This is a genomic window from Enterobacter sp. SENG-6 (assembly GCF_001605945.1).
Taxonomy (GTDB): domain Bacteria; phylum Pseudomonadota; class Gammaproteobacteria; order Enterobacterales; family Enterobacteriaceae; genus Enterobacter; species Enterobacter cloacae.
In genome coordinates, this window is record NZ_LOMM01000004.1 from 64,469 (window position 1) to 79,849 (window position 15,381).

Genomic DNA, 15,381 nt, shown 5'->3' on the forward strand with positions numbered 1-15,381 from the left:
CATGACCAACTACAGCCTGCGCGCGCGCATGATGATTTTGATCCTCGCCCCCACCGTTCTCATCGGTTTGCTGCTGAGCATCTTCTTCGTTGTGCACCGCTATAACGACCTGCAGCGACAGCTGGAAGATGCCGGAGCCAGCATCATCGAACCGCTGGCCGTGTCCAGCGAATACGGGATGAACCTGCAAAACCGCGAATCGATTGGTCAGTTAATCAGTGTGTTGCATCGCCGCCACTCGGATATTGTGCGTGCGATCTCCGTCTATGACGAGCATAACCGGCTGTTCGTCACCTCTAATTTTCATCTTGATCCGGCAGCGTTAAAAATTCCTGACGGTTCGCCGTTCCCGCGCCATCTCACGGTGATGCGACGGGGCGATATTATGATCCTGCGCACGCCAATTATTTCGGAAAGTTATTCACCCGATGAGTCCGCGCAATCCGATGCCAAGTCCAGCAGCAATATGCTCGGATATGTGGCGCTGGAGCTGGACCTCAAGTCGGTGCGACTGCAGCAGTACAAAGAGATTTTTATCTCCGGCGTGATGATGCTGTTCTGTATCGGCATTGCGCTTATCTTTGGCTGGCGACTGATGCGCGATGTGACCGGGCCCATCCGCAATATGGTCAACACCGTTGACCGCATTCGCCGTGGCCAGCTCGATAGCCGCGTGGAAGGGTTCATGCTGGGCGAACTGGACATGCTGAAAAACGGCATCAACTCGATGGCGATGTCGCTGGCGGCCTATCACGAAGAGATGCAGCATAACGTGGATCAGGCCACTTCGGATCTGCGCGAAACGCTGGAACAGATGGAGATCCAGAACGTCGAGCTGGATCTGGCGAAAAAGCGTGCCCAGGAGGCAGCCCGAATTAAATCGGAGTTCCTTGCCAATATGTCACACGAGCTGCGTACGCCGCTCAATGGCGTGATTGGCTTTACCCGCCTGACCCTGAAGAGCGAGCTTAACCCCACCCAGCGCGATCACCTGCACACCATTGAACGTTCGGCTAACAATCTGCTGGCGATCATTAATGACGTGCTGGACTTCTCCAAGCTGGAAGCGGGCAAGCTGATTCTGGAGAGCATTCCGTTCCCGCTGCGCAGTACGCTTGATGAGGTGGTTACGCTGCTGGCGCATTCGTCGCACGACAAAGGGCTTGAGCTGACGCTGAACATTAAAAACGACGTGCCGGATAACGTCATCGGCGATCCGCTGCGCCTGCAGCAGGTCATTACCAATCTTGTCGGTAATGCCATCAAATTTACCGAAAGCGGCAACATCGACATTCTGGTGGAAAAACGTGCCATCAGTAATAACAAAGTACAGATTGAAGTTCAGATCCGCGATACCGGCATTGGCATTCCCGAACGGGATCAATCCCGTCTGTTCCAGGCGTTTCGTCAGGCGGATGCGAGTATTTCACGGCGTCACGGTGGTACGGGCCTGGGGCTGGTTATCACGCAAAAACTGGTTAAAGAAATGGGCGGTGATATCTCTTTCCACAGCCAGCCAAACCGGGGGTCGACGTTCTGGTTCCATATCAACCTGGATCTCAACCCGAACGTGCTGACGGACGGCCCGGTGACGGATTGCCTGAAAGGCAAGCGCCTCGCTTACGTGGAGCCGAACGCCGCCGCTGCCCAGTGCACGCTGGATATCTTAAGCACCACGCCGCTGGAGGTGGTCTACAGCCCGACCTTCTCTGCGCTTACCGTTGAGCATTACGATATCCTGCTGATGGGGATCCCGGTCACCTTCACCGGGGAGCTCACCATGCAGCAGGAACGGCTGGCGAAAGCCGCGTCGATGACCGACTACCTGCTGCTGGCGCTGCCGTGCCATGCGCAAATCAATGCCGAAGAGTTGAAAAACGACGGGGCGGCCGCCTGTCTGCTTAAACCGCTCACCGCCACACGCTTGTTGCCTGCTCTGACGGCCTACTGCCGCCTGAATGAGCATGCCGTGGCACTGGTTAATGACGAGCAGAGGCTGCCGATGAGCGTGATGGCGGTGGATGATAACCCGGCAAACCTGAAGCTGATTGGCGTGCTGCTTGAGGATCAGGTTCAGCATGTTGAGCTCTGCACCAGCGGTGCTGAGGCGGTTGAACTGGCCAAACAGATGCAGTTCGATTTGATTCTGATGGATATTCAAATGCCGGGTATGGATGGCATTCGCGCCTGCGAGCTCATCCGCCAGCTACCTCATCAACAGCAAACGCCGGTCATTGCCGTGACCGCACATGCGATGGCCGGACAGAAAGAGAAGCTGCTCGGCGCCGGAATGAACGATTATCTGGCGAAACCTATCGACGAAGAGAAACTGCATAACCTGCTGCTGCGCTATAAGCCGGGGCATATCGGCGGTACGTATACCTTATCAGCAGAACCAGTTGAGATTAGCGTGAATCAGAACGCCACTTTTGACTGGCAGCTTGCGTTACGCCAGGCGGCGGGGAAACCTGATTTAGCCCGCGAGATGCTACAGATGCTGGTCGCGTTTCTGCCGGAAATTCGCAATAAGGTAGAAGAACAGCTGGTGGGCGAAAACCCGGAGGAACTGCTGCAGGCTATCCACAAGCTGCACGGTAGCTGTGGTTACAGCGGCGTGCCCCGCCTGAAAAACCTCTGCCAGTTGCTGGAGCAGCAGCTACGCGCAGGGACACCAGAATCTGAACTGGAACCGGAGTTCCTTGAGCTGCTGGATGAGATGGATAACGTGACGCGGGAAGCGATGAAGGTGTTAGGAAATTGAGGTAAATGCCCGGTGGCGCGACGCTTACCGGGCCTACACCCTCACCCCTCTCACACTGGGAGAGGGAGAACTACATCCCCTGCCCGAGTTTCAGTACCGCCGCGATATTTCTTGCGGCCATCCTGACGTTCTCGCTGGCATTTTCCAGCGCATCTTCCAGCGAGCAGATGGTGTAAATCACGCTAAACACCGCATCGATGCCGTGATCGTGCACGACGCCAACGTCCGCCGTCAGACTGCCTGCAATCCCGACAACCGGCTTGTTGAAGCGTTTGGCTACCTTCGCCACCCCAACCGGCACTTTGCCGTGGATCGTCTGGCTGTCGATGCGACCTTCACCCGTTATCACCAAATCCGCATCGGCAATCTTGTCAGCCAGATGTAGCGCATCGGTGACGATCTCAATGCCCTGGCGCAGCTGCGCACCGCAGAAGGCATACAGCGCCGCCCCCATTCCACCTGCCGCGCCGCCGCCCGCCAGGTTGAGCACATCCATATCAAGATCCCGGGCAATGATCCGCGCATAGTGCGCAAGCGCATTGTCCAGAGTAATGATCATCTCGGGTGTGGCCCCCTTTTGCGGGCCAAAAACCGCTGATGCGCCCAGCTTACCGGTAAGCGGATTCGTCACATCGCAGGCCACTTCTATGCGGCACTCGGCCAGACGTTTGTCCAGCCCGCTCAGATCGATACGGGCAAGTTTGCCCAGCTCGCCTCCACCCTGCCCCAGCGGCTGTTCACGGTCGTCCAGCAGCCTGGCCCCCAGCGCCTGCACCATTCCTGCACCGCCATCATTAGTGGCGCTGCCACCGATGCCGATGATGATATGCTTAACGCCCGCATCCAGCGCGTGACGGATAAGTTCACCCGTGCCCCAGGAGGTCGTTTTCAGAGGATCGCGCTGCGAAGGTGCAACCAGCTCAAGACCGCTGGCCGCCGCCATTTCGATAAAGGCGCTCTTCTCGTCGCCGGATATCCCGTAAAACCCTTCCACGCGATGGCCCAGAGGGCCGGTCACCGGAACATGCACAATGCGTCCCTGCGTTGCCGCGATCATCGCTTCGACGGTGCCTTCACCGCCGTCCGCGACCGGCAGTTTGACGTAAACCGCCTCAGGAAAGATCTCGCGAAAACCCTGCTCTATCGCTGTCGCAACCTCAAGCGCACTCAAACTTTCCTTATACGAGTCCGGTGCGATAACAATTTTCATAAGCCATCCTTACGCATAGTCGTTACGTTAAGCATACACCACGTAAAGAACCGCTCATGGGAGCGGTCCCAATGCGTTTATCGTACCATGCACGGACGTTTATTGTCGAATGTCCACTCTGGGATCAGATACTGCATCGCCATCGCGTCATCGCGCGCACCCAGCCCATGTTTCTGGTACAGCTCATGGGCTTTCATCACCTGATCCATATCCAGCTCCACGCCCAGACCCGGTGTGGACGGGACCTGCACCATCCCCCCTTTGATTTCAAACGGCGCTTTCGTCAGACGCTGATTGCCTTCCTGCCAGATCCAGTGGGTGTCGATCGCGGTGATCGTGCCCGGCGCGGCAGCGGCCACGTGGGTGAACATCGCCAGCGAGATATCAAAGTGGTTATTGGAGTGCGAGCCCCAGGTCAGACCGAACTCATGGCACATCTGCGCCACGCGTACCGAGCCCTGCATCGTCCAGAAATGCGGGTCAGCCAGCGGAATATCGACAGACTGCAGGGACAAAGTGTGCCCCATCTGACGCCAGTCGGTGGCGATCATGTTGGTCGCGGTAGGTAAACCCGTGGCGCGGCGGAACTCCGCCATCACTTCACGGCCAGAGAAACCTTGTTCTGCCCCGCACGGATCCTCCGCGTAGGCCAGCACGCCTTTCAGCTGCTTGCCGATGGCGATCGCCTCATCAAGCGACCAGGCCCCGTTCGGATCCAGCGTGACGCGCGCCTGCGGGAATCGTTTAGCCAGGGCTGAGATAGCTTCGGCCTCTTCTTCTCCGGCCAGCACGCCGCCCTTCAGTTTGAAATCATTAAAACCATATTTTTCGTACGCGGCCTCCGCCAGGCGCACCACCGCATCCGGCGTCATCGCTTCATCGTGGCGGAGTCGGTACCAGTCACATTGCTCGTCCGGCTGGCTCTGGTATGGCAACGGCGTCAGGTTGCGGTCGCCAACAAAGAACAGATAGCCCAACATCTCCACTTCGCTGCGTTGCTGCCCCTCACCCAGCAGGGAAGCAACGTTAACCCCCAGGTGTTGACCTAACAGATCCAGCATGGCGGCTTCGATACCGGTCACCACGTGGATGGTGGTGCGCAGATCAAACGTTTGCAGCCCACGGCCACCCGCATCGCGATCGGCAAAGGTATTCCGCACGGTATTTAAGACGTTTTTATATTCGCCCAGCGTTTTTCCCACCACCAGCGGGATGGCGTCTTCAAGCGTTTTGCGGATCTTCTCACCGCCCGGGATTTCCCCCACGCCGGTATGCCCGGCGTTATCTTTAATAATGACAATATTGCGGGTGAAAAACGGCGCATGTGCGCCGCTCAGGTTCATCAGCATGCTGTCATGGCCGGCAACCGGAATGATCTGCATGGAAGTAACAACAGGGGTGGTAAAAGTGCTCATGGTGCAATCCTTTTATCAGTGACGTCCAAAAACTGGGCGCTTACGGTCAAATGTCCAGCCAGGGATCAGGTACTGCATCGGCCCGGCGTCATTACGCGCGCCGCCCGGCAGTTTTTTATACGCTTCATGCGCCTTGTGGACCTGATCCCAGTCAATCTCCACGCCCAATCCCGGCGCATCCGGTACCGCGATGGTGCCGTTTTTAATTTCCAGCGGATTTTTCGTCAGACGGGCCTCACCCTCCTGCCATATCCAGTGTGTGTCGATAGCGGTTGGGTGACCCGGTGCCGCCGCGCCAACGTGGGTAAACATCGCCAGCGAAATATCGAAATGGTTATTGGAGTGACAACCCCAGGTGAGCCCCCAGTCATCACACAGCTGCGCCACACGCACGGCGCCTGAAAGCGTCCAGAAGTGCGGGTCCGCCAGCGGAATATCGACCGCATTCAGCATGACCGCATGGCCCATTTCACGCCAGTTGGTGGCGATCATGTTCGTAGCGACCGGTAGCCCGGTGGCACGTCGGAATTCCGCCATCACCTCGCGACCCGAGAAGCCTTGTTCAGCCCCAACCGGATCTTCCGCGTAGGTCAGGACATCCCCCAGTCCTTTGCACAGGGCGATAGCCTCATCCAGCAGCCAGGCACCGTTAGGGTCAACGGTAATGCGGGCATCCGGAAAACGTTTCTTGAGCGCACGCGCGGTTTCAATCTCCTGCTCGCCGGGTAATACCCCGCCTTTGAGTTTGAAGTCTTTAAAACCGTAGCGGTCCTGTGCCGCCTCGGCCAGCCGAACCACCGCGTCACTGGAGAGCGCCTCCTGGTGACGCAGGTGATACCACTCATGGTGGCCCGGCGAGTGCGCCAGATAAGGCAGATCGGTTTTTTGCCGATCGCCAACATAAAACAGATAGCCGAGTACCGTCACCGCGTCACGCTGTTTGCCCGGCCCCAGCAGTTCACAGACCGGAACGTTCAGCGCCTTACCGAGCAAATCGAGCAGGGCGGCCTCCAGCGCGGCGACGGCATTGACGCGCAACTCAAACGTCCATGCGCCTTTGCCGAAGGTGTCAAAGTCCGCCGACTGGTTGCCTTTGTGAACACGCTGGACCACTTTATTCAGACGGGCGACCTCCTGGCCGACCACCTGCGGAATCGCGTCTGACAGCGTCTGGAAAATCACCTCACCGCCCGGCGCTTCCCCAACGCCGGTGTTCCCTGCGCTGTCGGTCAGCACCACGATATTGCGGGTAAACCAGGCGTTATGCGCGCCGCCAATATTAAGCAGCATGCTGTCCTGGCCGGCCACCGGGATGACCTTCATGTCGGTAATAACCGGGCTCGATTGTGTTGTCATCAGCCACGCTCCGCTACAGGTTTGAGTTCAATGCGTTTGATATCACCCACCAGCACCAGATAGCTCAGGACCGCCACCAGGGCGTGCACACCCACATAAATCAGCGCACCGTTGAATGAGCCCGTGGTCCCGACGATGTAGCCAATGGCAATCGGGGTGACAATCCCGGAGATGTTGCCGAACATGTTAAACAGACCGCCGCTCAGGCCGCTGATCTCTTTTGGCGCGGTATCCGCCATCACTGCCCAGCCCAGCGCACCAATCCCTTTCCCGAAGAAGGCCATCGCCATAAAGCCGATGATCATCCACTCCGCGCTGACGTAGTTACAGAACACCATGGTCATTGAAAGCAACATGCCGAGCACAATTGGCGTTTTACGGGCGATGTTCAGCGAACCGGTACGACGCATCAGCCAGTCGGAAATCACCCCACCCAGTACGCCCCCCACAAAGCCGCAGATAGCCGGTACGGAGGCGACAAAGCCTGCTTTCAGAATCGACATACCGCGTGCCTGCACCAGATAGACCGGGAACCAGGTGATAAAGAAGTAGGTTAAGGCGTTAATGCAGTACTGCCCCAGGTAGATGCCGATCATCATGCGCGAACCGACAAGCTGCTTGATCTGCGCCCATTTCTGGCTCAACGGAACTTTTGCTTTTTGGCTTTTCTGATCCATGTTGATCAGCGCCCCGCCTTCCGCAATGTACTCCAGCTCTTTCTTGTTCACGCCCGGATGTTGGTTCGGCTCGTGGATCACTTTCAGCCAGATAAAGCTGATGACAATCCCCAATCCGCCCATGAAGAAGAAGACGTGTGACCAGCCCACTTCATGCGTCAGCCAGCCCATGATTGGCGCAAAGATCACCGTCGCGAAATACTGTGCAGAGTTAAAAATCGCCACCGCCGTTCCCCTCTCCTGCGCCGGGAACCAGGCGGCCACGATGCGGCTATTACCCGGGAAGGATGGCGCTTCTGCTAACCCCACCAGGAAGCGGAGAGTAAAGAGCGCGACGATAATACCGAAGCCGCTGAAGATATCGACGAAGCCCTGCAACAGGGTAAACATCGACCAGATAAAGATGGACCAGAAGTAAACGCGCTTGGATCCAAAACGATCGAGCAGCCAGCCCCCCGGGATCTGTCCAATAACATAGGCCCATGAAAATGCGGAGAAAACATACCCCATGCCAACCGGATCAAGCCCAATGTCTTTTGCCATTTCAGAGCCGGCAATCGACAGCGTGGCGCGGTCACCATAGTTAAAGGACGTGACGATAAACAGCATCACCACTATCCAGTAGCGAGCGTTAGTGCGCTTCTCCGCACTGCTCGCCGCGTGGCTTAATGTACTCATTGTTGCACTCCTGAAACATAGCTTTCGCCTGGTTCACTCTGTACAGCACCGGTAGGGTAATCAGAATGAGATTTGTGTTTGTCGTTTTGGTACGGCCTGAAGCCGTTTTATTGTGACCGGGAAAGTATATGAAGGAGTGACACGTTCTCTCACCGTGCAAAAACACAACATTAAGGGGCATGAGAAAGGTTGTTTGTGGCAAAAGCCTAAAAGAATGGAAGATGGTTCACGGAATTGGCGTTTGGTGCGGAGGTTATCGCCGGGTGGCGGCAACGCCTGACCCGGCCTGAATAACCCGCAGGCCCGCGCAAGCGAAGCGCCGCCGGGCAGGATGTTATTTAAGCAGTGTGGCCCAGTTCTCAACCCACGGGTTTGATTCGCTTTCTGGTTCCGGGTGTTCTCCGGCGTCAATCAGCAGCATGTCGCCCACGCGCTGGGCGCTCTGTTCCTGCAGGAGTGCGTCGAACTGCTTGCCGCCGCCGCAGAAATTGGCGTAAGAGCTGTCGCCCAGGGCGATGATGCCGTAGTGAACGTCCGGCTGGTAGCCAATATCTTTAATGCCCTGGAAAAGCGGCACGATGCTGTCCGGCAGATCGCCCTGCCCGGTGGTGGAGGTGACCACCAGAATGTATTTATCTTTATACTTTTCCCAGTCTGCCAGCTCCGGATCTTCATAAACCGTGGCTTTATGACCCTGGCTTGTGAGTATCGCTTCCGCCTCTTCCGCAACCAGCAGCGAGTTGCCGTACATTGTGCCGACAAAAATGCCTACTTCAGCCATGATATGTTCCCTAAATTATTGCGCTTGCCGTTCATCCTGAACGTTGCCCGGTACAAACTCAACCCTTTCATTTTTGGGGAGTTGCCCCAGCCAGCCAAACTGTGACAGCGCCTGCATCCAGACATCATCCAGCCCCGCATGGATCGTCAGAGGTTTGCCGGTAAACGGATGCGTCAGGCTCAGTTCGCTTGCGTGCAGCATCAGACGATCGCAACCAAAATGTTCAGCCGCACTGCGGTTCTGGCGCAGATCGCCATGCTTGCTGTCACCGATAATCGGATGTCGCAAATGCTTCAGGTGTCGGCGGAGCTGGTGTTTACGCCCGGTTTTGGGCAAAAGCTCAACCAGGCTGTAGCGAGTGGTGGGAAATTTGCTGGTTGCCACCGGCATTTCAGTCGTCGCCATACCGCGATACTCGGTTACCGCAGGTTGCGGACCTTTGTCATCACGGGCAAATTTATCGGCGATTTTGTCCAGTTCTTCCACCAGAGGATAGTCAAGCGTGGCGGCTTCTGTCAGCCAGCCACGCACGATCGCGTGGTAGCGTTTCTGGATCTGATGCTGCTCAAACTGCTGCGCCAGCAGACGACCCGCTTCGCTGGACAATCCCATCAGCAGTACACCGGAGGTGGGTCTGTCCAGGCGATGGGCGGTAAACACATGCTGACCAATCTGGTCGCGCACGGTCTGCATCACAACCACCTTCTCGTCACGATCCAGCCAGCTGCGGTGCACCAGCCATCCCGACGGTTTGTTCACTGCCACCAGCCACTCATCCTGATAGAGGATCTCAAGCGTCATGCGTCATCACCGACAAACAGCGCATCCAGCTTTTCCAGCTCAGCCAGCATGACAGCACGCGCCGGGTGGGTGGCCTCCAGCGCCATTTCATAGTAAGGCGAGACCGCAAACGCCTGCGGCAGCGGATGACCACCCTCCAGCAGCGCATGCATACGGGGAATTAACACCCACTGGAGCCACTCAAACGGTGCCAGCGTATCCAGGCAGAACGGCTGTGTACTTGCGAACGCCTCTGGCTGCGGCGCGGTCTCCTGCCACAGCTGATGTTGGCGCAAAAGAGCTTCGATGGCGTGCAACCGGGCACGAACGCTATCGTGTTGCGTCATAGTAACCTCAACTGAAAAAATGAACGGCGCGCAGCATAGCATTGCAGGCAGCAGAAATAAAAAAAGGGAGCACTGTAAAAACAGTGCTCCCGGTTCGTTTCGCAGCATTCCAGCTACAATTTATGCTCCCTGCTCTTCCGTGACAACTTTTCCTGAAGCCCGAAGGCCTGTTCATCCGTAAACTGTTTGCATCCTGCACACATCGTCCTGATGTGTCTGTTTCATCCTGAAACGTCCTGGCCATCCTGACCCACCGATCATCCTGAGCGGCTCTCGTTCTCCTTCCTGGAGGTGTCCCTTACGCGTCCTGCGTGATCCTTTGCTTCATCCTGAAGCCTTCCTGCAGCGCCATCCTGACGTGTCCTGTGTGAGAAGCGCCATCATCCTGATGTTCGTTTCTCGTGTCGGCGTCCTGTCGACAGAGATAGAATCCGCTATTCCGCTTCGTCTTACAACCCACCCTGTAAGCGTTGTCAGCCTCTGAAAAGCGGGTTTGCTGCGTCAGAATTTTATTAATCCTTTGATAATTATCATAATATTTTTCTTAATTACGTAAGGTAATACTGATCGTTGCGGCGATCTCTCACAAACCGTGTAAGAGATCTCTCACACGCGCTGTAGCATGATGGATTACAGAAGCGGCTCAAGTTGGGTAAGGAAATCCGCAAGTGAGGGGGCGAGGGTCTCGCGATTGCGGGTGCCGATTGTCTCTTTGATCACTTCACCAGACAGGTTGCAGACGGAAATAACATCCAGTTCACTGTCCAGCGTGGCAATAAAGAGTGTCGGAGAAAGCTTAAGGCGTTTTTGCGTGACCAGATGACCAATCAGGTTTTCCTGAACACGCTGCAGATCGTCTTCGCTCCAGGTCTGCAACAGCGTCAGCGTAATCTCACCAAAGCGGGCAGGCATATCCCCTGCAAACTGCGTGGTGTAGAACGCGTGAACCGCTGGTTGTACCACAATGTCCATTGCCCGTTCAACCGCATTTACATTCTCCTCGACAGACCAGGGCTGCGGCTGCCAGATAACGTAGTCGTCCACCGAAGAGATAATGCAGGGCGAAGGCACACCATAGAGATCAGCACTTTGCGGCCAGGTGCCCTGGGTGTCATGCCATGCGTCGCAGTAACGGGTCGTGAAGGTCTTAAGGGCATTTGCAGTTTCGATATCCACCGATTTCTCTCTTCTGGTAAGACAGGATAAACTCAGCCCTAAGTGTACCTGTAAAGTGACTATGAAACATGTCTTACGAAAATCATCAGGCGTTAAGTGGCTTAACGCTGGGTAAATCGACCGATTACCGCGACACCTACGATGCCAGCCTGCTGCAGGGCGTTCCGCGCAGCCTTAACCGCGATCCTTTAGGGCTGCGTGCAGACGCGCTGCCGTTTGTCGGCGGTGATATCTGGACGCTGTATGAGCTCTCCTGGCTGAATGCTCGCGGTCTGCCGCAGGTGGCGGTAGGCCAGGTTGAGCTGGATCATGCCAGCCTTAACCTGGTGGAATCCAAAAGCTTCAAGCTGTATCTCAACAGTTTTAATCAGACCAAATTCACCAGCCTGGAAGAGGTTCAGCACACGCTGGAGCGTGATTTACGCGCCTGTGCCCAGGGCAACGTGACCGTTGCCCTGTATCGCCTGAATGAACTGGAAGGCCAACCTGTCGCCCATTTTAACGGCACCTGCATCGACGATCAGGATATCGAGGTGGATAACTACGAGTTCAGCGCCGGGTACCTGGAAAATGCGGCAAGCGGGAAGATCGTGGAAGAGACGCTGGTCAGCCATCTGCTGAAGTCCAACTGCCTGATCACCCACCAGCCGGACTGGGGTTCTGTGCAAATCCAGTATCGCGGCCCCAAAATTGACCGGGAAAAGCTGCTGCGCTATCTGGTGTCGTTCCGCCATCACAATGAATTCCACGAGCAGTGCGTGGAGCGCATCTTCAGCGATATTCAGCGCTTCTGCCAGCCAGAAACGCTGAGCGTGTACGCGCGCTACACCCGTCGTGGCGGGCTGGATATTAACCCGTGGCGCACCAATACCGATTTTGTGCCTGCGACGGGCCGACTGGTGCGTCAGTAATATAAATATTTTCACAATATGCGCGGGTAATGCAGCGCTTTAGGTTGTGAAACGTCACGCGGCAGGGCTATTGTAATCAGCAGGGAATGACGATAATCGTCCCATAAGGAGCTCACTTGATTACACATATTAGCCCGCTTGGCTCAATGGATATGTTGTCGCAGCTGGAAGTGGACATGCTTAAACGCACGGCCAGCAGCGATCTTTATCAACTGTTTCGTAACTGTTCACTTGCCGTACTGAACTCCGGAAGCCTGACAGACAACAGTAAAGAACTGTTATCCCGCTTCGAAAGCTTTGATATCAACGTGCTGCGCCGCGAGCGCGGCGTAAAACTTGAAGTGATCAACCCGCCGGAAGAGGCCTTCGTCGACGGGCGGATTATTCGTTCCCTGCAGGCCAACCTGTTTGCCGTGCTGCGTGACATCCTGTTTGTTAACGGGCAGATCCACAACGCGGGCCGCTTCCAGCATCTTGACCTGGAAAGCTCGGTTCATATCACCAACCTGGTGTTTTCTATTCTGCGTAACGCCCGTGCCCTGCACGTTGGCGAAGCACCGAATATGGTCGTCTGCTGGGGCGGTCACTCCATTAACGAAACCGAATACCTGTACGCCCGTCGGGTGGGCACCCAGCTCGGTCTGCGTGAGCTGAATATCTGCACCGGCTGTGGCCCAGGCGCGATGGAAGCGCCAATGAAAGGTGCCGCCGTGGGTCATGCCCAGCAGCGTTATAAAGAGGGGCGCTTTATCGGCATGACCGAGCCGTCGATCATCGCCGCTGAGCCACCTAACCCGCTGGTCAACGAGCTGATTATCATGCCGGATATCGAAAAGCGCCTGGAAGCGTTTGTCCGTATCGCTCACGGCATCATCATCTTCCCGGGCGGCGTGGGTACGGCAGAGGAGCTGCTCTATCTGCTGGGGATCCTGATGAACCCGGCCAACAAAGATCAGGTTCTGCCGCTGATCCTGACCGGGCCGAAAGAGAGTGCCGACTACTTCCGCGTGCTGGACGAGTTTATCGTGCATACGCTGGGTGAAGCCGCGCGTCGTCACTATCGCATTATCATTGACGATGCGGCAGAAGTGGCGCGTCAGATGAAAAAAGCGATGCCGCTGGTGAAAGAGAACCGTCGCGATACCGGTGATGCCTACAGCTTTAACTGGTCAATCCGTATTGCGCCGGATCTGCAGATCCCGTTCGAGCCTTCGCATGAGAATATGGCGAACCTGAAACTCTATCCTGACCAGCCGGTAGAAGTGCTGGCCGCCGACCTGCGACGCGCCTTCTCGGGCATTGTGGCGGGTAACGTGAAAGAGGTGGGGATCCGCGCCATTGAGCAGTTTGGCCCGTATAAGATCCACGGTGACCCGGAAATGATGCGCCGCATGGACGACATGCTGCAGGGCTTTGTCGCCCAACACCGTATGAAGCTGCCGGGCTCGGCGTATATTCCTTGCTACGAAATCTGCACATAAGGCGTTAATCGTTCTTCTGAGGGCCGGGGCGCGTTCTGTCGTTACCCGGCCTTTTTTCGCATCAATTCATAGTCATTGCTTATAAAATTTATAAACTGCACGCCTACGCAAACGATTACCTGGATTTTAAAACCATAAATTATCAGCTTTAAAGCAAATTACTCATCAGAAAATCCTAAAACCCACCATCTTTACAGCGCAAGACACCTATCTTCGGGGGCGCTCTTTCCGGACATATGTTGTTAATGATAGCCTTCGCGCCCGTAAATTCTCTTTGATGTTTTTTTAACAGAGAAATGGTCTAAATATACCCACATCATGAGTGGATTATTGCATTTGGGATCGCGATCACTGATACATTCATAAGTAGAATGTATCTTTCCGCCCGCCAATAGTTACGGGTGAAAATTATTAAAAAACCGTCACTGAACGAATTTCATATTACCGTCAGGCATTTTTTCATCGGATTTGACTACAAACCTGACAATTTGCTTCCTCCAGGAGATACAGATGGAAACCACTCAAACCAGCACCGTTGCTTCGATTCAATCCCGAAGTGGTTGGCGCAAAACGGATACCATGTGGATGCTTGGCCTTTACGGCACAGCAATCGGCGCTGGTGTACTGTTCCTTCCTATCAACGCAGGCGTCGGCGGTCTGATCCCGCTGATCATTATGGCCATCATCGCGTTCCCGATGACCTTCTTCGCACACCGCGGTCTGACCCGCTTCGTGCTGTCCGGTAAAAACCCGGGCGAAGACATCACCGAAGTGGTTGAAGAGCATTTCGGCGTTGGCGCAGGGAAACTGATTACCCTGCTCTACTTCTTCGCCATTTACCCGATTCTGCTGGTTTACAGCGTGGCGATCACCAACACCGTTGAAAGCTTCATGACGCACCAGCTGCAGATGACGCCGCCACCGCGTGCCATTCTGTCCCTGATCCTGATCGTCGGTATGATGACCATCGTGCGCTTCGGCGAGCAGATGATCGTTAAAGCGATGAGCGTTCTGGTGTTCCCGTTTGTTGCCGCACTGATGGTGCTGGCCTGCTACCTGATCCCACAGTGGAACGGTGCTGCGCTGGAAACCCTCTCCCTGAGCAGCGCATCTGCAACCGGTAACGGCCTGATGATGACCCTGTGGCTGGCGATTCCGGTAATGGTCTTCTCCTTTAACCACTCCCCGATCATCTCTTCCTTCGCCGTGGCGAAACGTGAAGAGTACGGCGCAGGCGCAGAGAAGAAGTGCTCCAGCATCCTGGCACGTGCACACATCATGATGGTGCTGACCGTAATGTTCTTCGTCTTCAGCTGCGTACTGAGCCTCTCCCCGGCGGACCTGGCAGCAGCGAAAGAGCAGAACATCTCCATTCTGTCTTACCTGGCGAACCACTTTAACGCACCGATTATTGCGTGGATGGCACCGATCATCGCCATTATCGCCATCACCAAATCCTTCCTCGGCCACTACCTGGGCGCACGTGAAGGTTTTAACGGTATGGTGATCAAATCTCTGCGCGGTAAAGGCAAGAGCATTGAAATCAGCAAGCTGAACAAAATCACTGCACTGTTCATGCTGCTTACCACCTGGGCCGTTGCTACGCTGAACCCAAGCATCCTGGGCATGATTGAAACCCTGGGCGGTCCGGTTATCGCGATGATTCTGTTCCTGATGCCGATGTACGCAATTCAGAAAGTCCCTGCTATGCGTAAGTACAGCGGTCATGTGAGCAACATCTTTGTGGTCATCATGGGGCTTATCGCTATCTCTGCGATCTTCTACTCCCTGTACACCATGTTCTGATT

12 protein-coding genes are annotated in these 15,381 nt (G+C 55.6%); 4 read left to right on the forward strand and 8 right to left on the reverse strand.

Translation table 11 applies throughout. The annotated features are described in order from the left end of the window. Position 1 precedes the first annotated feature (1 nt). Positions 2 to 2,761, forward strand: a complete 2,760-nt coding sequence (barA, locus tag AX755_RS02655) for a two-component sensor histidine kinase BarA (protein WP_023620554.1) — start codon at positions 2 to 4, stop codon at positions 2,759 to 2,761. Between the two features lie 70 nt (positions 2,762 to 2,831). Here barA and AX755_RS02660 read toward each other — a convergent pair whose 3' ends face one another. The 8 genes from AX755_RS02660 to syd all read right to left on the reverse strand — a co-directional run bounded on the left by AX755_RS02660 (position 2,832) and on the right by syd (position 11,181). Next, positions 2,832 to 3,971, reverse strand: coding sequence for a glycerate kinase (locus AX755_RS02660; RefSeq protein ID WP_062856232.1), 1,140 nt, complete (start codon positions 3,969 to 3,971; stop codon positions 2,832 to 2,834). A gap of 77 nt (positions 3,972 to 4,048) precedes the next feature. After that, a complete protein-coding gene (gudD, locus tag AX755_RS02665) occupies positions 4,049 to 5,386 on the reverse strand; it encodes a glucarate dehydratase (protein ID WP_029882847.1) in 1,338 nt (445 codons plus the stop codon). A gap of 15 nt (positions 5,387 to 5,401) precedes the next feature. Continuing rightward, positions 5,402 to 6,742, reverse strand: coding sequence for an enolase C-terminal domain-like protein (locus AX755_RS02670; RefSeq protein WP_038420508.1), 1,341 nt, complete (start codon positions 6,740 to 6,742; stop codon positions 5,402 to 5,404). Continuing rightward, positions 6,742 to 8,097, reverse strand: a complete 1,356-nt coding sequence (gene gudP / locus AX755_RS02675) for a galactarate/glucarate/glycerate transporter GudP (RefSeq protein ID WP_013098524.1) — start codon at positions 8,095 to 8,097, stop codon at positions 6,742 to 6,744. Before gudP ends, AX755_RS02670 begins: the two co-directional genes overlap by 1 nt. A 334-nt stretch (positions 8,098 to 8,431) precedes the next feature. Next, positions 8,432 to 8,878 carry a flavodoxin gene (locus tag AX755_RS02680; RefSeq protein WP_013098525.1) on the reverse strand — a complete coding sequence of 149 codons (447 nt, stop codon included), beginning with the start codon at positions 8,876 to 8,878 and terminating at the stop codon, positions 8,432 to 8,434. Between the two features lie 15 nt (positions 8,879 to 8,893). Next, a complete protein-coding gene (truC, locus tag AX755_RS02685) occupies positions 8,894 to 9,679 on the reverse strand; it encodes a tRNA pseudouridine(65) synthase TruC (protein ID WP_013098526.1) in 786 nt (261 codons plus the stop codon). Continuing rightward, positions 9,676 to 10,005 (reverse strand): YqcC family protein, encoded by a 330-nt coding sequence (locus AX755_RS02690; protein WP_062856249.1) that lies wholly within the window; start codon positions 10,003 to 10,005, stop codon positions 9,676 to 9,678. The genes truC and AX755_RS02690 overlap by 4 nt, the downstream gene beginning before the upstream one ends. A gap of 630 nt (positions 10,006 to 10,635) precedes the next feature. Then, positions 10,636 to 11,181 carry a SecY-interacting protein gene (gene syd, locus AX755_RS02695; RefSeq protein ID WP_062856233.1) on the reverse strand — a complete coding sequence of 182 codons (546 nt, stop codon included), beginning with the start codon at positions 11,179 to 11,181 and terminating at the stop codon, positions 10,636 to 10,638. Between the two features lie 68 nt (positions 11,182 to 11,249). Between syd and queF the strand changes: the two genes are divergently transcribed. The 3 genes from queF (at position 11,250) to AX755_RS02710 (ending at position 15,379) form a co-directional block, all read left to right on the forward strand. Continuing rightward, a complete protein-coding gene (queF, locus tag AX755_RS02700) occupies positions 11,250 to 12,092 on the forward strand; it encodes an NADPH-dependent 7-cyano-7-deazaguanine reductase QueF (RefSeq protein ID WP_013098529.1) in 843 nt (280 codons plus the stop codon). 116 nt (positions 12,093 to 12,208) lie between these two features. After that, the gene (gene ppnN, locus AX755_RS02705; protein ID WP_013098530.1) at positions 12,209 to 13,573 is read left to right on the forward strand and encodes a nucleotide 5'-monophosphate nucleosidase PpnN; all 1,365 of its coding nucleotides are present in this window, start codon (positions 12,209 to 12,211) and stop codon (positions 13,571 to 13,573) included. 510 nt (positions 13,574 to 14,083) lie between these two features. Further along, positions 14,084 to 15,379, forward strand: a complete 1,296-nt coding sequence (locus AX755_RS02710) for an HAAAP family serine/threonine permease (protein WP_062856234.1) — start codon at positions 14,084 to 14,086, stop codon at positions 15,377 to 15,379. Positions 15,380 to 15,381 lie beyond the last annotated feature (2 nt).